Genomic DNA, 20,859 nt, shown 5'->3' with positions numbered 1-20,859 from the left:
ACTTCTACCCGCCCGAACGGGCACGGGCCCGGAACCGGCGGGAATTCCACCGGTTCCGGGCCCGAGCGGGACCTGCGAGGTGCGGACTCAGACGCCTGCGCCCTGCTGGTCCTTGACCGCGTTCAGGATGTCGCCGACGCGGTCCTTGGCGTCGCCGAACAGCATCTGGGTGTTCTCGCGGAAGAACAGCGGGTTCTGCACGCCGGCGTACCCGGCGGCCATGGACCGCTTGAACACGATGACGTTCTCGGCCTCCCACACGTGGAGCACGGGCATCCCGGCGATCGGGCTGCCCGGATCCTCGGCGGCGTCCGGGTTGACGGTGTCGTTGGCACCGATGACCAGGACGACGTCGGTGTCGGCGAAGTCGTCGTTGATCTCGTCGAGCTCGAGCACGATGTCGTACGGCACCTTGGCCTCGGCCAGCAGCACGTTCATGTGCCCGGGCAGGCGACCGGCCACCGGGTGAACGGCGAAGCGCACGTCGACGCCACGCTCGCGCAGCGTGCGGGTCAGGTCGGCGACCGGGTACTGGGCCTGGGCGACGGCCATGCCGTAGCCCGGGGCGATGATGACCGAGGAGGCGCCGGCGAGCATCTCGGCCACGCCGGCGACGTCGATCTCGGTGTGCTCCCCGTGGTCCTTGCCCTCGCCGGAGGCGGCCTCGATGCCGAAGCCGCCCATGATGACGGAGAAGAACGAGCGGTTCATGGCCTTGCACATGATGTACGACAGGTAGGCACCCGAGGAGCCGACGAGCGCACCGGTGACGATGAGCAGGTCGTTGCCCAGCAGGAAGCCGGTCGCCGCAGCGGCCCAGCCCGAGTACGAGTTGAGCATCGACACCACCACGGGCATGTCGCCGCCGCCGATGGAGGCGACGAGGTGCCAGCCCAGCGCCAGGGCCAGGACGGTGACGACGATGAGCATCCACAGGGCGGGGCTGATGACGAACCACACGGTGAGGACGACGAACGCCACGAGGATGCCGAGGTTGATGAGGTTCTTGCCGGGCAGCACCAGCGGCGCGGACTTCATCTTGGCCGACAGCTTGAGGTAGGCCACGATCGAACCGGTGAAGGTGACGGCGCCGATGAACACGCCGATGAACACCTCGGCGTGGTGGATACCCAGCAGCGAGCCGGTGAGCTCACCGTGCAGGTCGGGCTCGAGGTAGCCGTTCCAGCCGACCAGGACGGCGGCCAGACCGACGAACGAGTGCAGCAGCGCGATGAGCTCGGGCATCTCGGTCATCTGCACACTGCGCGAACGCCACAGCCCGACGGCGGCACCGATGGCCACCGCACCGACCATGAGGACGATGCCCAGGGTCGGGGGCTGGTGGTCCAGGACCAGGGCGACGGTGGCGATGAGCGCCAACGCCATGCCGGAGATGCCGAAGGTCAGCCCCCGGCGGGCGGTCTCGTGCTTGGACAGTCCCGCCAGCGACAGGATGAACAGCAGCGCCGCGATCAGGTAGGCCGCATTGGCGGCGGAGTCGATCGACATCTTCTCAGGCTCCCTTCGAGAACATCGCGAGCATGCGACGGGTCACGGCGAAGCCGCCGAAGACGTTGATGGAGGCGAACAGGATCGCCACCACGGCCAGGATCAGGCCGAGGGTGTTGTCGATCCCGATCTGCAGCAGCGCGCCGACCACGATCACGCCCGAGATCGCGTTGGTGACCGACATCAGCGGGGTGTGCAGTGCGTGGTGGACGTTGCCGATGACGTAGTAGCCGATGACGATCGCCAACACGAACACCGTGATGTGCCGGGCGATGTCACCCGGCGCGGCTGCCGTCAGGAGCAGGAGCAGCGCCATGCCCACGGCGATCATGCCCAGCTTCGCGGCGGGCGAGAGCTTCTTCTTCTCCTGCGCGGGCTCGGCCGGCGCGGAGGCCGCCGCAGCGGCGGGTGCGGCACTGACCTGCACCGGCGGCGGGGGCCACATGATCTCGCCGCCCTTGGTGACGGTGACGCCCCGCTGGACGACGTCGTCCATGTCCAGCGCCCAACCGCCGTCCTTGTCCGGGGTGACGAGCTTGGTGAGGTTGACCAGGTTCGTGCCGTACAGCTGCGAGGCCTGCGCGGGCAGACGGCCGGCCAGGTCGGTGTAGCCGATGATAGTCACGCCGTTGTCAGTGACGACGACCTCGTCGGCCACGCTTCCCTCGACGTTGCCGCCCTGCGCCGCGGCCATGTCGACGATGACCGAACCGCGCTTCATGGCCGCGATGTCCGCGGCGGTGATGAGCCGCGGCGCCTTACGGCCCGGGATCAGCGCGGTGGTGATGATGATGTCGACCTCAGCGGCCTGATCGGTGTAAAGCTTGGCGGCCGCGCGGTCGTAGGCCTCGCTCGTGGCCTTGGCGTAGCCGTCGGTCGAGACGACCTTCTCCTCGTCGGGCACCTCGACCGGCAGGTACTCGCCACCGATCGACGCCACCTGGTCGGCGACCTCGGGCCGCGGATCGGTCGCGCGCACGATCGCGCCCAGGCTCGAGGCCGCACCGATCGCGGCCAGTCCGGCCACCCCGGCACCGGCCACCAGGACCTTGGCCGGCGGGACCTTGCCCGCAGCCGTGACCTGCCCGGTGAAGAACCGGCCGAAGTGGTGGGCGGCCTCGATCACGGCGCGGTATCCGGCGATGTTGGCCATCGAGGACAGCACGTCCATGGACTGGGCGCGAGAGATTCGAGGCACCGCGTCCATGGCCAGCGCGGTGACTCCGCGCTCGGCCAGCACGGTCAGCAGTCGTTCGTTCTGCGCCGGCGCCAGCAGACCCACCAGCGTGGCCCCGGACCGCAGTCTGGCGACCTCGGCCTCGGTGGGCACGGCCACCTTCATCACCACGTCGGCCGACCACGCCCTGTCACCGTCGACCAGCTCCGCGCCGGACTCGACATAGGCGGCATCGGCGAACTCGGCGCGGGTTCCGGCACCGCGCTCCACGACGACCCGGTAACCGAGGCCGATCAGCTTGGCCACGGTGGCGGGCGTCGCGGCGACACGGTTCTCTGCCGGGTCGGACTCCGCGACGACACCGATCACCGACGACGCCTCCACGGTTTCTCCGACTTCGGTCTCCGGGGTCATCTCAGGGATCTCTTCAAGACTCGAGGCCATAGGGCATCCTTTTACAACGTTGTGTTCGAGCCGACGCATGTGCGCCGGGCGGCGGTTCGGGTGGTGGGCACCAGAGTTCTGGTCATTCTCCGTGTAGCCCCGCCCGGTCAGGGCAGTGGGTCCCTCGACAACGATCCGGAATCGAGTTCACGAAGCACCGCGAAGAGTTTGTGGCCCCTGCTTCGCCCGCCGCTACGGCAACGCCTTCACACCGGGGCGGGGTGGTGCCTCAACGGTCGAGAAGACTTTGCGAAAGCTTACTTCACGCCGTGCACCGCGTAGAAATGATGTGATCAGGATTTCTGGCTCTTCGCGCAATGGCGGCCGCGGACGCGGAAGCGGCCCGCCCCATCGGGGACGGGCCGCTTTCGCCGAGCGGGCTGTCAGCTGGCCGCGCTGAGCGAACCCAGGCTGCCGGAGTCTCCCATGAGGTCCATCACGCTGCCCAGGTCCAGGGAGCCCAGGGCCCCCTCTCCGCCGCCGTCAGTCGGAGGTGGCCCGGGCTCCTCGATGACGAGCTCGGTCGGGGAGACCGTGATGATCGTGGCCGCGGTCGTCTCTGACGGGGAGATGATCTCCTCGCCCACCGTGACGCCCGAGTACTCAGCGGTCATCCGGTACTCGCCACGCTCGGCGAAGCGGTGTGTGAACACCGCCGTTGCGATGCCGGTGTCGGGATCGACCGTGACCGGCGCGGACCCGACGGCCTGGCCGTCCTGGAAGAACCACACCGAGCCGAGATCGGCGACCGCCTCGTCGGACAGATCCGCTCCGTCGGCCCGCGAGACGAATGCGGTGAGGGCCACCTCGTCGCCGGCCGTCGCCTCGGTCTGCAGCTCGATGACCGTGCCGCTGTCGACCTCCGGCAGCGCGTCGACGGTGAGCAGAACCGGGGCGGACGTGCTCGGCTCATACGCCGTGCCGTCGACCTCGCCGCCCTCGAACACCGCGACGATCGACTTCTCGCCGGCGGTGGTGAAGACGTGATCGGGGAGAAGTGCGTTGCCGTTGGCGTCCGTCTGGACCGTTCCGATGTCGCGACCGTTGACCCGGATGATCACGTCCGCGCCGGCCGGCACGGGGGCGTCGTCGATGTCCATCGTGGCGGTGATGTCGACCGGGCGACCGATGAGCACTGTCGTCGGGTCGACCGAGACCGTGAGGGCCGGTACGAACTCGGGAGCGAGCGTCACCCGCACCGGGTCGGACGTCGTCCCGCGGTGGATGGTGTCGTACCCGTCGATCTCAGGCATCCGGACGGTGTACGTGTAGGCGGTCGCTTCGGTGACGACGGCATCGACCATGTCAGTGAACGTGGCGGTGACCCCGTCGACCTCTGCCGTGCCGATGACGGTGCCGTTGCGTAGCACCTCGACCCGGGCGCCTGCAGGTAGGTCGAGTCCGTCGCTGGTATTAACGGTGATCCCCAGGTTGACCGGCAACCGTCCGTCTTCGATCAGCCCCCGAGTGAGCTCGACGCCGATCGTGCTGGTGATCTCGGTCTTCGGTTCCGGCTGCACCGTGATGGTGGTAACCGGCGACTGCGACGAGGCGAATCGTGGGCTCAGACCAAGGAAGTGCGCGGTCACCTGCTGAGGCACGGGAGTGCGGTCTGCAAGCAACGGCACGGTGTGGGGAATACTCGCCCGGCCGTCCGCCTCGAGCGGGACCCGGCCGAGCGCCGTTCCGTTCACGCGGAATTCGACCTCGCCACTGTCGACGGTGTTGGTGCCGTGGACCGGCGAGACGGCGGCGGTCAGAGTGGTGGAACCACCCTCCTGGACATTGACCGGATCAGCCATCACGGTCGTGCGGGTTCCCACCGCGGGCAGCGTGAATCTAACGACGTTGTCCCGGGTGGGTTTCCAGCTACCGCCGGTGCCGAGATGAGCTCGAACCCCGAACCGGAATTCGGTGCCGCCTTGCGCGTTCGCAGGGATGTTGAGTGTCAGCCAGCCAGAGCGGGAAGCTCCCGGCTGCACCGTCTGATACGCGAAGTTTCTCGGTTTCCCGCCCCAGTAGTTAGGACCTTGATCGTGGTTACCGACCTCGATGAAGTCAGTGCCGCCGCTACCGTGCAGGGTAAACCCGTCGGGCACGGTCAATCCATACGTATTGATGACACGGTTGTCGATTAGCGGCAGGCCCGATCGGGTATTAGTGGCCGAGATGTTGAAGCGGACGTGTCCCCCGGGACGAAGCGCGCTCTGCCCGGAGTCCAGTGAGACATCGAACCGGAAGTCATCGATGTTTGTGGTTCCAGTCTGAGCTGACGCGACAGGCGCCAGGCCCACCACCAGGGCTAGCGCCGCGAGGGCGACGATGAGTTTGCGAAACATGATCTCTTGAGTCCTTTTCTAGCCGTCAGCTACCGAAGGTGGTGGAAAGGCTGCCGCCGCCACCGGAGAGGGAGCCGAGGCTGAGTTCGCCGCTTTCGGCTGGTGCGCCGGGACCTCCGGCTGCGGCCGTTCTCAGCACCACGGTGTCGGTGCCGTCCCCAGCGCCGACGACGGTGACGGTGATCGCTTCACTGAGTCGTTCGGCACCGTCCGCCGAGTGGTAGGTGAACTGCAGGAACTTGGAGGCCGGGTAGCCGCTCGTCCAGACCACGTCCATGTCGGCGATGCCCCGGACCACGGGGATCCGGACCGGCTGCTCGTCCGCACCCACCACCGCGACACCGTTGTTGGTGGCGGTCAGGTAGCCGTTGAGTGTCGTGGCGGCCAGCTCCGGGTTCTCGGGGCTCACCTCGACGCGGATCCGGTTCGTCTCGCCCGGCACCACCGACTCGGGGCCGGCGATGGTCATCGTGAGCGCGTCCTCGTTGACCGGGGCCGCCGCGACCTGCACGACGTGCTGGGACGTGTGCGGGCGCAGGACTCGAGCGTCGGTCGGGGTGAAGTCCACCGTGACGGTGCGATCGGAGTTCGTCGACGGCGGGAACGTCAGACTGACCTGCCCTTCACCATCGATGACCGGGATGTCGGTGCCCACGACGCGGCCGTCGATACGCACGGTGGCCGTACCGGAAGCGCCCGCCGGGTTCACGACGATCGTGTATGGGGTGGCGCGGCCAGGCTCCGCCGACGTCAGACCGACGAGCTGGGAATCGGTCGCAACCGCGTCGACGATCTGCAGGGTCCCGGCGTCGCTGGCCAGGTTCTGACCGCTGCCTGAGGGATGGTAGGTAGCGGTTACCTCGACGGCACCCTCCCGGCCGAAGGTGAACTCGGCGACGGCCCGTCCATCGACCACGTCAACGACGCTCGACTGTTGCCCGGCGGAGAACTCCACACGGCCGCGCGGGTTCTCCGTGCCCTCGGCCGGGTTGACGACCGCCTCGAGTATCACGGGTTCGGCGACATATCCCGGCTCGTCCAGCCCGTTCAGAACGAGGGTGGTAGCTGTGCTCTCCTCCACGAGGATCATCGACGTAGCCGTTGCGGTCCCGTACGGGGACGCGGCGGACGGGGCGTACACCGCCGTCACTTCGGTCTCCCCTGGGTTGGTGAACGTCAGGCTCGTGGCGGCCCGGCCGTCACGTACGTCGACGGTCCGCTCCTGGCCACCGCCGCTGAACGTCACCGTTCCGCGTGCCTCGGCGGGCAGGTCGACAGAGACCGACGTGCGGGTGAACGCGTTCGTCACCCCGGGGGCCTCCATGGTCATCACCGCGGCCAGACGTTCCGGTGTCACCAGGAGTTCGGTGCGCGCGGGCGCGTAGCGCGCGTTGGTGGGTGTAAACGTCGCGATGACATGAGCCGGCTGGGGGTTGTTAAACGTCAGCTCGGCGCGAGCCTCGCCCGTCCCGGTGTTCACCGGAGCGGTCACCCGCTCGGCACCGTTGACGAAGGTGACCTCGCCCGCGATCCGAGGATCGACAGTGGCGACGAACTCGGCCGGCGTCCGCAGGAAGACGGTATCGGGCCCCTCCAGGGTCGCCGACGTGGGAAGTCCCCGAATGGTAACCGATTTCATTGCCGCAGCTGCGGGACTGATCGGCGCCGAGGCCGACACCCGCGGACTGCAGTACGCCGGGACCCACTGCGCACCGAGAAGCGGGACCGACGCGGACGCGAGGGCTGTCAGGAAGCTGGCCGGATTGGAGCCGTAGCTGGCCGCCTGGCCCTGGGTCCGGACCCCGATGTCGGCCCGGCCCGCCCGCTCGGCCTCGAAGGTAAGTGTGACCCGCGGGAACTCGAAATCCAGCGAGGTGGCACCACGGAGGTCCATTCCGAGGCCTCTGTGGTTGTTCGTCGCGACGTTGCCGCCGTTGCCGACGGTGTGGTGGCCGTTGTCGGTGAGTCGCAGCACGTTTCCGTTCACGTCCGGTGCGCCGTTTTCGTTGACCGTAATGACCTGGGCGTTCGAGATGTCTATGTTTCCGCCGGTGAACCGGTGACCGACGAGACGGGTGCCAGCAGGACGCTGAAGATCGAGCTTGAGGCGCGACGCCTGCTGCAGACTGATTCCACCGGGTATCGAGTCCAGTGACACGCTGATCGGGTCGATTTCGAACGTCACATCGAACCGCTCACCGATTTCGACAGATTCCGGTGAGGTCACGTGGATCTGCACCGGGTTCTGGGGTGACATATCCATCTGCCCGACAATCGGCGCATTGATGGAACAAGTGGTGCCGAATGAAGTGGTTGTGCGGGTCGTCTGAGCGGTGGCAACCGACGGAACGGTGGCAACCCCGAGTGTGACGACGACGGCGGACAACCACGCGAGTGCGCGGCGCATGAGTTTCCTTCAGAGCTGGAAGGGGACGCCCGAGGGGGTTGGGCGCGCGGCAGGTTACCTTCATGAACTATATAGACCATTCTCAGGCGCGCAAGGGGCTTAGCACACTGGTTTTCTGCGCCCGCCCTAACCTGCATACTCCGCCGCGGTATGGCCGCCTCAGGATCGAACTGTGTTGGCCAGTTGTTAACCGGCCGGTCGAGTGGTGGTCGTCTGCTGGATTCTCGGCCCTACTGCTCGACCGCGCGTAGCTTCTCGTGTGGCGGCTGGGAGCAGTCAGCCCTTGGGCCGAGATCTGAGAAGTAAGGGTTTACTAAAATAATAGTCCCGCTAAGATGGGTCCGGTCACCGCGGTCGATGAACCACGGTGCCTGCCCGAGCCCGGGCGGGATCAACGTTCTCGATCGTTCGCATCTCACCCTCCACCCTCCACCGTCTTCTCGGAGTCCCTTGATGTCAGCTGTTTGCCGCCCCCCAACGCCTCGTTCCGCACCACCGGCCGCCTGGATCCCCCGCGCCGCTGTCGTCGTGCTGTCGACCCTCGCCCTCGTACTGGGTCTCGCGCCAGCCGCAAATGCGCAGACCGGTTCCACTCGGATCGGGGACTTCACGTTCAGTACCTCTGTCAACGCCGGGGGCAGTGATCTCCGGCCGGGCGGTCACATTCGACTTGACATCACGGCGACAAACACACACGGCTCCGGCGCCTGGCTACTTAGTAACCGCGTACTCAATACTTACGGTTTCACCGTTCCGTCCGGATACACACTGCGCGGCAGCGGGGGTGACCACATGACGAACGTCGGCGCTCACGGACAAACCGATTACTTCGGCGGTCAGCCGAGCAGCGTTGCGATGCGGACCGTGCAGAAGGACAGCTCCCGCTCTGGCTGGTTGTCGTTTAACATTCCCGCCAATGCCCAAGGCGGGAGCGTCCACCAGTTCGGAGTTCGAGCACACCTCGAGACGAACGGTGATTGGTTCCCGACTGCACACAATGTCGTCCGCTTCACCCTCCCCGCCGTCGCCACCACGACCCAGGCCATCAGCGTCACCCCGTCGACCGGGCGGGTGGGCGAGAACGTCACCCTGTCCACGCGAGTGAGCGCCAACCACGGCACCAACACCCCGACGGGCACGGTGCGTTTCAACGTCGACGGTCAGACTCTCACGGCGAACGTCGTCAACGGGGTCGCGACCACCACGACCTCCTTCTCGACGACGGGCTCCAAGTCCGTCACGGCTACCTACATCCCCGCCAACTCCAGCCAGTGGAACGGCTCCTCACGCAGTGGGACGGTTTCCATCCAGAGCGAGGCAACCCAGACGAACCTCGACCTCAGCGACGTTGAAATCATCGCCGGAGACACCGTCCGCGCCACCGCCAATGTCACCCCGGCCGATGCAACGGGAGATGTCGTGTTCACCGTAGGGGACCAGACCGAGACGGTCCCGGTCGTCGGCGGCACCGCGACCACGGAGCTGACGCTCACCGACCTCGGCCGCGCGACAGTGAACGCGCAGTTCGTCCCGGCCGACAATCAGCGTTACACCACCAGTTCGGACACGGAGACCGTCACCGTCGGCAACATCGCTACTGACACCGATCTCGACGTCGCGCCGACGGTCGCCAGGGTCGGCGAACAGGCCACGCTCACCGCCACCGTCACCCCGACCGACGTACCCGGCACCGTGACGTTCGCCGTCGATGGCGCGGAGTATCCCGTGGAGGTGGAGAACGGCGTGGCCGTCGCGACCCACACGTTCACCGAACAGGGCGACTTCTCCGTCGAAGCGACGTTCACCCCGACCGATTCGGTTCGCTACGCGACCAGCACCGCCACCGGGACGGCGCAGGTCGAGTCCGAGGCCACCCAGACCGACCTCACCCTCGACGCCACGCAGGTCATCGCTGGCGACACCATCGTCGCCACCGCGAGCGTCACCCCGGCCACCGCCGAGGGACAGGTCGAGTTCACCGTCGGCGGCCAGACCGACACCGTCACCCTGGCCGACGGCACCGCCACGGCCGAGTTCACCCTCGACACCGCCGGCGAGGCCACCGTCACCGCGACGTTCATCCCGGCCAATCCCGATCGGTTCACGACGAGCGAGGACACTGCCACCGTCACGGTCTCGGAGCAGATCTCCACGAACACCACCGTCGAGATCTCCGCCAACCCCCGCGTCGACGAAGCCGCGACTCTCACTGCACGGGTGAGCCCGGCCAACGCCGCCGGAACCGTCACGTTCACCGTCGACGGCACCGAATACCCCGCCACCGTGATCGACGGCGTCGCCACCGCGACCCACACGTTCACCGCACAGGGCGAGTACCCGGTCACCGCCGACTTCGCCCCGACCAACACCGACCGCTACAGCGGCAGCTCCGACCAGGCCACGGTCAACGTCGAGGCCGAGACCACCGCCACGGACCTGACCCTCGACCCGATCGAGGTCACCGCGGGCGGCACCATCGTCGCCACCGCGAGCGTCACCCCGGCCGACGCCGAGGGACAGGTCCAGTTCACCGTCGGCGGCCAGACCGACACCGTCACCCTGGCGAACGGCACCGCCACGGCCGAGTTCACCCTCGACACCGCCGGCGAGGCCACCGTCACCGCCACGTTCATCCCCGCCGACGACCAGCGGTACACCACCAGCTCCGACACGGAGACCGTCAACGTCCAGGTCGAACAGACCCAGACCACACTCACCGTGGACACCGACCCCGTGCGGGTCGGCCAGGAGACCACGCTCACCGCAACCGTCAGCCCGGCTGGCGCAGAAGGCACCGTCACGTTCACCGTCGACGGCACCGAATACCCCGCCACCGTGATCGACGGCGTCGCCACCGCGACCCACACGTTCACCGCACAGGGCGAGTACCCGGTCACCGCCGACTTCGCCCCGACCAACACCGACCGCTACAGCGGCAGCTCCGACCAGGCCACGGTCAACGTCGAGGCCGAGACCACCGCCACGGACCTGACCCTCGACCCGATCGAGGTCACCGCGGGCGGCACCATCGTCGCCACCGCGAGCGTCACCCCGGCCGACGCCGAGGGACAGGTCCAGTTCACCGTCGGCGGCCAGACCGACACCGTCACCCTGGCGAACGGCACCGCCACGGCCGAGTTCACCCTCGACACCGCCGGCGAGGCCACCGTCACCGCCACGTTCATCCCCGCCGACGACCAGCGGTACACCACCAGCTCCGACACGGAGACCGTCAACGTCCAGGTCGAACAGACCCAGACCACACTCACCGTGGACACCGACCCCGTGCGGGTCGGCCAGGAGACCACGCTCACCGCAACCGTCAGCCCGGCTGGCGCAGAAGGCACCGTCACGTTCACCGTCGACGGCACCGAATACCCCGCCACCGTGATCGACGGCGTCGCCACCGCGACCCACACGTTCACCGCACAGGGCGAGTACCCGGTCACCGCCGACTTCGCCCCGACCAACACCGACCGCTACAGCGGCAGCTCCGACCAGGCCACGGTCAACGTCGAGGCCGAGACCACCGCCACGGACCTGACCCTCGACCCCGTCGAGGTCACCGCGGGCGGCACCATCGTCGCCACCGCGAGCGTCACCCCGGCCGACGCCGAGGGACAGGTCCAGTTCACCGTCGGCGGCCAGACCGACACCGTCACCCTGGCGAACGGCACCGCCACGGCCGAGTTCACCCTCGACACCGCCGGCGAGGCCACCGTCACCGCCACGTTCATCCCCGCCGACGACCAGCGGTACACCACCAGCTCCGACACGGAGACCGTCAACGTCCAGGTCGAACAGACCCAGACCACACTCACCCTGGCCCCTGCCGAGGTCACGGTCGGCGGCACGATCACGGCCACCGCGCAGGTCACCCCTGCCGAGGCGGCCGGGCAGGTCCGCTTCGAGTACGCCGGCCAGTCGGACACCGTCGGCGTGGCCGACGGGGTCGCCACCGCGGAGTTCACCGTTGCGACCGCCGGGAACAACACGGTGACGGCAACGTTCATCCCGAGCGAAGCCGATCGCTACAGCGGCAGCAGTGACACCCGGAGCGTGACGGCCGATGCCGTGGCCACTCAGACCGAGCTCTCACTCGATGCCACGGAGGTGACCGTCGGTGAGACCGTCACCGCCACCGCGAGCGTCACGCCCGCCGGTGTCGCGGGCAACGTCGAGTTCGTCGCTGGTGGAACCCCGATCAGCGTCCCCGTGAATGCCGAGGGCGTCGCCACGGCCGAGCTCCCGGCCACCGCGGCGGGCGAGCTGACCGTCACGGCGACGTTCATCCCGACCGATGCGGGCCGCTACAACGGCAGCAGCGACACCCGGACCGTCCAGGTGGAGAGCGACGTCGAGGCCGTACCCACGACCGTGGAGCTCGACGCCGGCACGGCGGAGCCGGGCCGGGAAGTCACCATCACCGCGCGGGTCACTCCCGCTGACGCCCAGGGCCAGGTGCGCTTCACCGTGAACGGCGTGGCTCGCACCGTCCCGGTTGTCAACGGTGTGGCCACGCTGGTTCACGTGGCCGGTGAGCAGGGCGAGTACACGGTCCTGGCCGAGTTCCTGCCCGCGGATCCCGGCGCCTACGCCCCCGGTGAGGCCACGGAGACGCTCATCGTGGACGAGGACGCCGACCCGGGAACCGACCCGCAGGAGCCCTCGACCGGTTCGCTGAGCATCATCGGCCTGTTCGGTTCGCTCGGACTGGCCCTGCACAGCTCCGGGTCGCTCGGGTCGCTGGGTAGCTGACCTCCACGCGGTGCCCCTGCGTGCCCGCTGAAAGACCGCGGCCCGCCTCCGCCCCCGCCGGCAGCGGCGGGGGCGGGGGCGGGCGGAGTAGCCGCTCGCGCAACCTGCGAGATACCTGAACGAGAAGGACGGTGAGGCCTTAGCGCCGCCCCGGAAAAACTTCGCGACCTACGGTTTCCACCATCCGTGACATCATGTTCATCTGTTACAACCCCTCACTAGGAGTCCCAATGACCATTTCCCGCATCGCCAGCCGGGTGGCCGCGACCATCGCCGCCTCCGCGGCCCTGACCGTCGGCGCGGCCGGCATCGCCTCCGCTGCCACCGCCAGCCACAACGTCGACGGCAACACCGTCTCGGCAACGTTCAAGGCCGGGGTCACCGAGCCCATCGGAGGCTGCGTCGCCGTGATCGCCGAGCGGGACGCCGCGGACGACATCGCGGGCATGATCAAGAACATCAACCTGAACAACATCGTCGGCACGCTGTCTGGTGAGCGGACCACGATCCTGCGCACCGACTCGGGTAGCCCCGTCGCCCTCCCTGTCCTGTTCCGTCCGGTCACCGTGTCCGCGGACAACGTCCCGACCGGCGTGCACTCGCTCATCACCTACTGCGCGGGTGACTACGTCCCGGTGATCAACACCATCGCCACCGGAGACGCCGTCAACCCCATGGGCAGCGTCGTGAGCGACGGGCCGGCCCTCATCTCCTCGGGGATCAACTTCTTCTGACCCCGGTTCGACCCCGCAAGGCAGCCCGGCCGATGAGCCGGGCTGCCGGGCTCGGGACTCCGGGAAGGTTGGAGCTTCAGGTACCGATCGCCGAGCAATCTGGCCGCGCAACCACTTCTGGTTGCGCGGCCTCTTTGTTTCATGCATCCAGGACGCACGCGTCACTAGCCCCGGTGATTCATGGGCCGTGAGGGCTGCTCCTGTTGGGTGACGGCGGGGTTGATTTCTCGTGTGGGCGTGCGGGGGTGCCGGCTGGCGCTGCCGGTGGGCGGATCTCCGGTGGTGATGTCGAGGGCGGGCAGGCGGGGTCAGGCGGGTTTGGGAATCGCGGCAATCGTGTTGAACACGGCGACGATGGCGGCGGCCCACGGCCAGGTTTCTGGGATCTTCACGCGTCGTCGTCGGCCGCTGTGGACCAGTCGGGCTGCCACGTGAAGGAAGCGGTAGCGCAGTGCCTTGGGCTCGCACAAGGCCAGGACTGCGGCGTCGCCCGTGCAGGCCAGCACCCGCGTCCAGGCCACGAGGTCCGCGGCGATCATCACCGCCACGAGCCAGGCCTGGTTGAGCGCGAACTCCCGCGAAGGTAGCCGTCCGAGCCCGGTGTCTTTGGCGTGGCGGATGCGGTCCTCGACCCGGGCGTGAGCCCGGTGCCTGGCCTCGAGAAACTGCAGCTGACCGGTAGCGGTGTTGGTGACGAACGCCTGGTAGCGCCACCCGTCGATCTCCTCGAACATCGATAGTTGGGCGCCGGGGTGGGGCCGTTCGCGGCGGACGATGACTCGCATCCCATCCGGCCACTTGGCCAGCAGCCCGGGGGCGAGGAACCCGGTCAGCTCGGCAACCTCAGCCCCGTCGCGGATATCACCGGAGGGGGTCAATGCCGGCCCCCACGCAGCCTCTGGGCAGGCCGCGATGGCCCGGCGTAGCGGGGCGGTGATGGCGAAGCCGACCGAGTACTCCACACGTCGACCACGGACGCGGTTCAGCTCTGTGATCCAGTCCAACAGGTCATGGGAGGCGCCGGCACCGTCGGAGCGGATCAGCACATCACGCCGGTGAGCGGCGGGGATCTGGGCGATCGCCTGGCCCAGGACCGCGATGTGATCGGCGGCGGTGTTCGACCCGGCATTGCCCGGCCGCAGGCTCGCCGCGAGGAACTCGCCTGTGTTGTCGCACCACACGCCGATCGGGTGGTAACCGAACGTGCGCTTGTACGTCGGCGCGGCGTGCTCTTTCTCGCTGTGCGTGACCACGATCGTGGCGTCCACATCGAGCACGACCGTGGCTCCCAGGTCCCGACCGGCACACTTGGATGCTGGGACCCCGCCGGGCAGCTGGGACCACACGCGACGGCGGGCCCGAGCCCGCGCCACCTGGATCTTCTTGCGCTTTCCGGCGGTGACCTCATCAAGAGTGCGCCACACCGTTGGTGCAGACGCCACCGGGCCCAGCGCCCCGGATTGGTGGCGCAGGACGCCGATGTCGGAGATGGACTCGCCACCGCCGGCGAGCATCACCGCGACGTCGATCAGCACCCGGCCGCGATCATGGACCGGGATGAACCGCCGACGCGCCATGGCCCCCGACAACTCGGCGGTGAGCCCGACACGGTCCGCCAGAAGACGAGGTGCGATGGCCCCAGCGTGAGAAATCACGCCGACACCGTCAGCGGAGAAGGACAGACCAAACGACCACGAAGTACGCTTCACCTACCGAGTGCTTTCTGCTTGAGGAACCGGATCCTTAGACAAGAACCAGTTTCCCCTGTTCAGGAAGCACTTCGGTGTATCAGCACCCAGAAATTCGCAGATCCCCGTGAATCACCGGGGCTAGGGGCTGCGCTGGCGGAATGGACCGCGGTGGCCGCGCAAGCCAGCCAGCGCTCAGGGGCGGACCACAGCCGCACGCCGACATGGCGTCTCGCGTTCACTGAAGCGCGCGCGAGACGCCATGTTCAGGAGCGGCTGCAATGGGGCCCTTCCGGATTTAGAGTGCGTTGATCCGGTTCTGGAGCTGTCCGGAGTGAATGAGCGACCGCAAGATGTAGTGCTTGAGGTTGCGGAAACCTAGGGCGATTCCGCGGAGGTGCTCGAGGCGTCCGTTGATGGCCTCGACGGGTCCGTTGGAGGCGCCCACGTCGAAGTAGGCGAGGATCTCGCGGCGGCGCTTCCATAGCGACCGGCCCAGCTGGGCGAGCTCGGGCAGTTCGGTGGGCACCCCGGCCCGGATCGAGCGCAGGAGCTTGTACATCGCGATCTTGCCCTCCCGCCTGCCCGAGGCGTCGTAGGCGGCGATGAGTCGCTGGTAGACGCCGTAGGTGACCTCGACCGCCGCGTGCGCGTCATTGGCGGTGAATTGTTTGGGACGCCTTTCGGAAAGCGCGGTTCTGATGATCGGGTAGCGGTCGGACGGGTATCGGATAGCGGAGTGCACCCGTCCGACCGCTGGGCCGCTATGGCGTTGTCGTGGCGAGGTGTCGTCTCATGTTGGGTCCGTCGAGTGCGATGATCTCGGCGCCGGCGACGATGCGGTTGAGTATTGATTCGGCGATGACCGCGTCTTGGAGCGACTTGTACCAATCGGGCGGGTCGAACTGGGAGGTCACCAGAGTCGATCCTCGCCCTTCGCGGGCGGCCAGGATGTTGAGCAGCTCGGCCGCGGTGTGCGGGGCCACCGGGGTGGTCAGGAAGTCGTCCAGAACCAGCAGGTCACAGTTGTGCAGGTCGGTGAGGAAGTCCAGCCGGCGCTGCGAGGTCGGTTCTAGAACGGCGAGCCGGTTGGCCAGGTCGTCGAGCCGGAAGAATCTCGCGGTGTAGTACTTTCGGCACGCGGCATTGAGAAGCGCTTGGGCGAGGTAGGTCTTGCCCACGCTGGACTGGCCGAGCACGACGAGATTACGAGTGGCGTCGATCCATTGACAGCTGGAAAGTCGTGCGATTAGCTCGCGGTTGACGTTGCGGTCAGGCAGGTAGCGGATCTCTTCTACGCAGGCGTCAGGGTTTGGCGATCTGGAGGCCTTGAGTAGTTTCTGGGTCCGGCGTTCCTGCCTGGCCGTGATCTCTTTGTCCAGAGCGTGGAAGATCTTCTCGGAGAAGGTCCACTCGTCGCAGGCGGGATCGTTGGCCAGGTCAATGACGGTCTGGCCGAACGCGGTCATCCGCAACTGCGTGAACAGCGGCATGTCAGCGTCGGTGAGATGACGATCAGTCACTGCAGCTCCTCCTTCCCCGCGATGCCGGTGCTCGTACTCGGGCGTCCGGTGAGGGCGGCGAGACTGAACTGCTCAGGCCCGGCCAGATGCGCCCCCGTTGTATCCCGCCGACCCGGCGGCGGCTCCACCCGGACCGTCGTAGCCGCCACCGCCGGCTGCGTGGTGGTGGGCCGGGCGGCGGCCTGGGCCCGCAGGGCCGCCAGTTGCTGTTTGACGGCGGTGTAGCTGATAGCCCGGCGTGCGGTCTCGGAGACGAGTTGCCCGCAGGCCCGCTCGAGCAGCATCTTGTTGTCGCCGCGGGCCAGGGCGAGGATGTTCTGGCACGAACGGTAGCCCTGCGCCTCGATCCGCTGGCGATCCAGGACCTCGCTGATCGCGGCGACGGTATGCGGCCCGATCTTGTGGGCCTGGCGCACGAAGTAGGCCCGCGACCACAGGTCCGATGACTGCAGGTGCTGGGCGGGCACGTGGTCAGGGTCGGTGACGAACGCGTGCCGCCTACCGGAGACGACGTGGGAGGCGATGACCTCACCGCCAGCCATGACCGTGAGTGTGGGGCCGGTGATCTTCACATCGACGTGCTGGCCGGCGAAGGTGTACGGCACCGAGTACTTCACCGTGGCGATCTCCACGTGGTAATCCCTGTTGACCTTGGACTTCTTCCAGATGACCGGCTGCCAGCGGACCTCGGGCAGAGCGATCAACTCGGACTGCTCATGCTCGGTGAACAGCTCGCGGCGGCTCGTCTTCTGGCCGCGGAACGGGATCCGGTCGTTGATCGCCTCCACCTCGGCGGCGATCGCCTCGTTCAGATCGTCCAGGCTCGCGAACCGCCGATCGGCCAGCCGTCCGATCACCCAGTTCGTCACCACCTTCACCCCGGCCTCGACGTGTCCCTTGTCTGTCGGGCGCACCGGCCGAGTGGGCACGGCGGCGGTCTGGTGGTACTCGAGGAAGTCCCGGTACTCACGGTTGACCTCGCGGGCCCGGTCACCGCGGGCGATCTGGTTCGACGCCGTCGAGGCGTTGTCCGGGACGATCACCTGCGCCGCGCCGCCGAAGTACTCGAACGCCTGTAAGTGCGCGTCGAGCCAGTTCGGCATCTTCTCGTCCAGGCAGCCGCAGGCGAAGACCATCCCCGAGTACGGCAGCGACGCCACGAACACCGACACTGTGGTCTTGGTACCGATGACGGGGTCGAAGATGGCCATCTTCGTGCCCGCCCAGTCGACTTGCATCGTGTGCCCGGGCACGTGCGTGATCCGCATCGTCAGCTCGTTGACCTCGACGTACTCGCCGATGATCTGGCAGAACCGCTGGTAGCTGTAGTGCCGCTGCCCCGGCGTGCCGTCAGTGTCGAGGTAGTTGGCCCACAGCACCCGCAGCGGCAGCTTGTTCTTGCCCGTGCGCTTCTTCACGGTCGCCGCCACGTCGAAGGCCACGAACTCCGCCGACGGCGTCTTGCGCCCATCGGCGAACAAGACGTCGATCTCCTCGCCGCTGAGCGCCTCGACCTGGCTCGTGGCGGTCAACCCGTGCTCGTGGCAGACCTTCTTCGCCTTCGCGACCGTGCGGTGCGAGCAACCCGCGATCGCCTCGATGTCCCGGTAGGACCTGTCCTGCAGCAGTAGCGACATCACCAATCGGTAATCAGTCACCGTGCCTCCTGTTCGGAATCACGCGCAGCCTGGTTGCCACGCGTAGAACCGACACGAGCACACGATGACCGGCACCGCTATCCGATGCTCATACTCGCGCTACCCGATCATCAGAACCCTGCTTTCCGAAGCACGTCCCTAACAGTGAATGCTTTGAACAGGCGGACCTTCTGCTTGTCGGTAAGCAGCTCAGCGCGGGTGCGCAGGGTGCGGCGGATGCCGTACAGCGGATCGCCGGTGCGGCCCCGGTGTCCGGTGGTGGCTTGCTGGATGCGTTGGCGGCACACGGTGAGCTTGTCGGCGGCCAGGTGCACGACGTGGAAGGGGTCCATCACCGTGCGGGCAGCGGGAACGGCTTTGGCGGCGGCGGAGTGGTAGCCGGCGAACCCGTCCATCGTGACCACCTTGACTCGGTCTCGAAACACCTGGTCGCGGGCGTCGAGCCACTCGGTGAGCACCTTCGCCGAACGGCCCGGGCCCATGTCCAACAGACGAGACGGGCCGGTGCCGTCCACGACCGGGGTCAGGTCCACCAAGACGGTGACGAACGAGCTGCTGCCGTCGCCGCGGACGTGCTTCCACTTGTGCTCATCGACCCCGAGAACGCGGACGCCATCGAAGTGTCCGGGCTGGTCGTAGACCATCGCGCGAACCTCCGAGACCGCCAGGTCGTTGACCAGATCCCAGCCCAGCCCGAGGGCCTTCGCGACGGCGGCCACGCTGGTGCGGTCGATCGCCAGACGCTGCAGAATCCAGCGGCTGCACCGGCGGGTGGTCTTGGCCCGCGGCTCAGCCAACGCCGGCATCCGCTGCTGGAAAATCCTCGTAGCGCACTCGGTGTTGTCGCAGGTGAAGCGTGGTACGCGTACGTGCAGTGTGGTGGGATGGCCGACGATCGGCAGATCGGTCACCTTCCGCTGGACGTGGTCACGCAGCCTCCCCTCCGTCCCGCAGTCGGCGCACACCGGGTCCAGCGTGACCGGGGAGCAGAACAGGTGCGTGAACTCGTCAGCCACGGCGGCGTCGGTGATCGTCACCCCGAGCTCGACGGTGCGGCAGATGGTGTCGGCAAGCAGGCTGGCGGTAGCGTTCAAAGCGGGTCCTGGGGATGCGAAGTGCTGGTGTAGGAACTTGCATCTTCACACGCCCCAGGACCCCTACATCTTGTGCCTCACCGCATCACCGGCGAACCCCAGCTATGCACTCCGGATCCGGAACAGCCTGCAATGGGGGCGTACAGGCGCGCGAGCGAGGCGCCAGGAGCGGGAGCGGATGCCGGTCAGGCGGGGGCAGCCCATTCGGTTCGCCACCGAAACAGGCCTCAAATGCGCTAAAGCCGGCCTCCGGGCCGGCTCCGCTCGCAGTTGGCTCACGCTCCAACTGCTCAACTGCTCGTGGTGGGCGAAGGGGGACTTGAACCCCCACGTCCCGAAGGACACTGGCACCTGAAGCCAGCGCGTCTGCCATTCCGCCACTCGCCCGAGTAACGCACGGATACGTTAACACGACCCGAACGTGGCACACTAATCGGCTGGTGAGCGGCTGGGCGTGCGTCCGGTCGGAGGTCGGGGCGGTTCGGCGCGTGCCTTACGGCCCGTCGCGGCTCTATGATCGATCGGATGCCGCCGCCTGGCGGCTGGCACCGCACTGCCCGGCAGAACCGGGCCAGGCCGGACAAGGACCGGACAAGGACCACAGTACGCACAGAGAGGAGGCGGCCATGGGGATCGTCGGCAAATTCGAGCGCACCCTGCAGGGCGCCGTGGGTGACGCGTTCGCCCGCCTCTTCGGCGGCCGGGTCGTCGCGGCGGAGGTGGAGGCCCAGCTGCGCAAGCAGGCGGAGGCCTCCCTCAAGGTGGTCGACGGCCACCTGCTGGTCTCTAACAGCTACACCATCACCCTCGCGCGCTCCGACTACGCGTCGTTCACGGAGGACGAGGCACTGGCCGTGAAGACCTTCTCCCGCCACCTGTCGGATCACATCAGCGAGCAGGGCTGGGAGACCTACGGTCCGGTCACCGTGACCTTCGTGGAGCGCGACGACCTCCACACCGGACAGATGCGTATCGACGGGGTCGTGGACCCCGACGCCGTCCCGTTCCACATCTCGGCCGCCGCGCCGGCACCGCGACCGGGTCATCCCGCGCCGTCGTCGCCGTCGCGCCGCGAACCGAGTGCGAGCAAGGAGAACATCGACATGCAGGCACCCGCCTCCAATTACCCCGTCGCGGCCGAGACCGGTCCCCGCAGCTCCGGCTGGGGCGGCCCGTCCGACGCGCCCACCCAGATCACGCAGGGGCGCTCGTCCCTGGCGGTCACGCTGCACCTCGAGGACGGCTCGGGCCGCACCTTCCGCCTCCAGCGGGGCTCCAACCTGCTCGGACGGGGTCAAGACGCCGCGTTCCGGCTTCCCGACACCGGCGTCTCGCGGCAGCACGCGGACATCCACTTCGACGGCCGGGAAGCGGTTCTCACCGACCTCGGCTCGACCAACGGCACCACCGTCAACGGCGGCCCGGTCCAGGACTGGCAGCTGGCCGACGGCGACGTGATCCGGGTCGGACACTCGGAGATCACCGTCCGGTTCGACTAGCCTCGACACGAATGACCCCCGGAACCACC

Annotated in this window: 10 protein-coding genes, 1 tRNA gene and 2 pseudogenes; 3 read left to right on the top strand and 10 right to left on the bottom strand. The window is 67.7% G+C overall.

The genetic code is table 11. From position 1 onward, the window contains the following. Positions 1 to 87: 87 nt before the first annotated feature. The 4 genes from pntB to C3V38_RS06685 form a co-directional block, all read right to left on the bottom strand. Positions 88 to 1,509, bottom strand: coding sequence for a Re/Si-specific NAD(P)(+) transhydrogenase subunit beta (pntB, locus tag C3V38_RS06700; RefSeq protein ID WP_070720227.1), 1,422 nt, complete (start codon positions 1,507 to 1,509; stop codon positions 88 to 90). A gap of 4 nt (positions 1,510 to 1,513) precedes the next feature. Next, positions 1,514 to 3,100 carry a Re/Si-specific NAD(P)(+) transhydrogenase subunit alpha gene (locus C3V38_RS06695; protein WP_070720232.1) on the bottom strand — a complete coding sequence of 529 codons (1,587 nt, stop codon included), beginning with the start codon at positions 3,098 to 3,100 and terminating at the stop codon, positions 1,514 to 1,516. 413 nt (positions 3,101 to 3,513) lie between these two features. Next, positions 3,514 to 5,469, bottom strand: a complete 1,956-nt coding sequence (locus C3V38_RS06690) for an Ig-like domain repeat protein (protein WP_106385348.1) — start codon at positions 5,467 to 5,469, stop codon at positions 3,514 to 3,516. 25 nt (positions 5,470 to 5,494) lie between these two features. Then, positions 5,495 to 7,876, bottom strand: coding sequence for a hypothetical protein (locus C3V38_RS06685; RefSeq protein WP_129591170.1), 2,382 nt, complete (start codon positions 7,874 to 7,876; stop codon positions 5,495 to 5,497). Between the two features lie 792 nt (positions 7,877 to 8,668). Between C3V38_RS06685 and C3V38_RS06680 the strand changes: the two genes are divergently transcribed. Next, positions 8,669 to 12,634: an Ig-like domain repeat protein gene (locus C3V38_RS06680; protein WP_165001077.1), complete on the top strand. Its 3,966-nt coding sequence runs from the start codon at positions 8,669 to 8,671 to the stop codon at positions 12,632 to 12,634. Positions 12,635 to 12,864: 230 nt separating this feature from the next. Next, complete coding sequence (locus C3V38_RS06675; RefSeq protein WP_106385345.1) at positions 12,865 to 13,368, top strand: hypothetical protein; 504 nt, start codon at positions 12,865 to 12,867, stop codon at positions 13,366 to 13,368. Positions 13,369 to 13,676: 308 nt separating this feature from the next. Here the strand turns inward: C3V38_RS06675 and C3V38_RS06670 are convergent, their stop codons facing one another. The 6 genes and pseudogenes from C3V38_RS06670 to C3V38_RS06645 all read right to left on the bottom strand — a co-directional run bounded on the left by C3V38_RS06670 (position 13,677) and on the right by C3V38_RS06645 (position 19,718). Further along, positions 13,677 to 15,077 carry an IS1380 family transposase gene (locus C3V38_RS06670; protein WP_106385344.1) on the bottom strand — a complete coding sequence of 467 codons (1,401 nt, stop codon included), beginning with the start codon at positions 15,075 to 15,077 and terminating at the stop codon, positions 13,677 to 13,679. A gap of 277 nt (positions 15,078 to 15,354) precedes the next feature. After that, a pseudogene (locus tag C3V38_RS18000) lies at positions 15,355 to 15,732 on the bottom strand (transposase); the annotation flags it as partial. Between the two features lie 88 nt (positions 15,733 to 15,820). Continuing rightward, positions 15,821 to 16,579, bottom strand: coding sequence for an ATP-binding protein (locus tag C3V38_RS06660; RefSeq protein ID WP_106385343.1), 759 nt, complete (start codon positions 16,577 to 16,579; stop codon positions 15,821 to 15,823). Next, positions 16,576 to 18,237, bottom strand: coding sequence for an IS21 family transposase (istA, locus tag C3V38_RS06655; protein ID WP_254426098.1), 1,662 nt, complete (start codon positions 18,235 to 18,237; stop codon positions 16,576 to 16,578). The genes C3V38_RS06660 and istA overlap by 4 nt, the downstream gene beginning before the upstream one ends. Before the next feature lie 134 nt (positions 18,238 to 18,371). Further along, positions 18,372 to 19,331 (bottom strand): annotated as a pseudogene (locus C3V38_RS06650) (ISL3 family transposase); the annotation flags it as partial. Positions 19,332 to 19,632: 301 nt separating this feature from the next. Next, positions 19,633 to 19,718, bottom strand: a tRNA-Leu gene (locus tag C3V38_RS06645). A gap of 239 nt (positions 19,719 to 19,957) precedes the next feature. On the opposite strand from C3V38_RS06645, the gene C3V38_RS06640 reads away from it, so the two are divergent. After that, a complete protein-coding gene (locus C3V38_RS06640) occupies positions 19,958 to 20,830 on the top strand; it encodes a DUF3662 and FHA domain-containing protein (protein WP_061228264.1) in 873 nt (290 codons plus the stop codon). Positions 20,831 to 20,859 lie beyond the last annotated feature (29 nt).

Source organism: Dietzia sp. oral taxon 368, assembly GCF_002999155.1.
Taxonomy (GTDB): domain Bacteria; phylum Actinomycetota; class Actinomycetes; order Mycobacteriales; family Mycobacteriaceae; genus Dietzia; species Dietzia cinnamea.
The sequence above is the reverse complement of the archived record's forward strand: the minus strand, read 5'-3'. Positions and strand labels throughout refer to the sequence as shown.

Bases quoted from the DNA above. Each gene is read 5' to 3' on its own strand.
- pntB (WP_070720227.1), bottom strand. From the start codon at position 1,509: ATGTCGATCGACTCCGCCGCCAATGCGGCCTACCTGATCGCGGCGCTG.
- C3V38_RS06695 (WP_070720232.1), bottom strand. From the start codon at position 3,100: ATGACCCCGGAGACCGAAGTCGGAGAAACCGTGGAGGCGTCGTCGGTG.
- C3V38_RS06690 (WP_106385348.1), bottom strand. From the start codon at position 5,469: ATGTTTCGCAAACTCATCGTCGCCCTCGCGGCGCTAGCCCTGGTGGTG.
- C3V38_RS06685 (WP_129591170.1), bottom strand. From the start codon at position 7,876: ATGCGCCGCGCACTCGCGTGGTTGTCCGCCGTCGTCGTCACACTCGGG.
- C3V38_RS06680 (WP_165001077.1), top strand. From the start codon at position 8,669: ATGACGAACGTCGGCGCTCACGGACAAACCGATTACTTCGGCGGTCAG.
- C3V38_RS06675 (WP_106385345.1), top strand. From the start codon at position 12,865: ATGACCATTTCCCGCATCGCCAGCCGGGTGGCCGCGACCATCGCCGCC.
- C3V38_RS06640 (WP_061228264.1), top strand. From the start codon at position 19,958: ATGGGGATCGTCGGCAAATTCGAGCGCACCCTGCAGGGCGCCGTGGGT.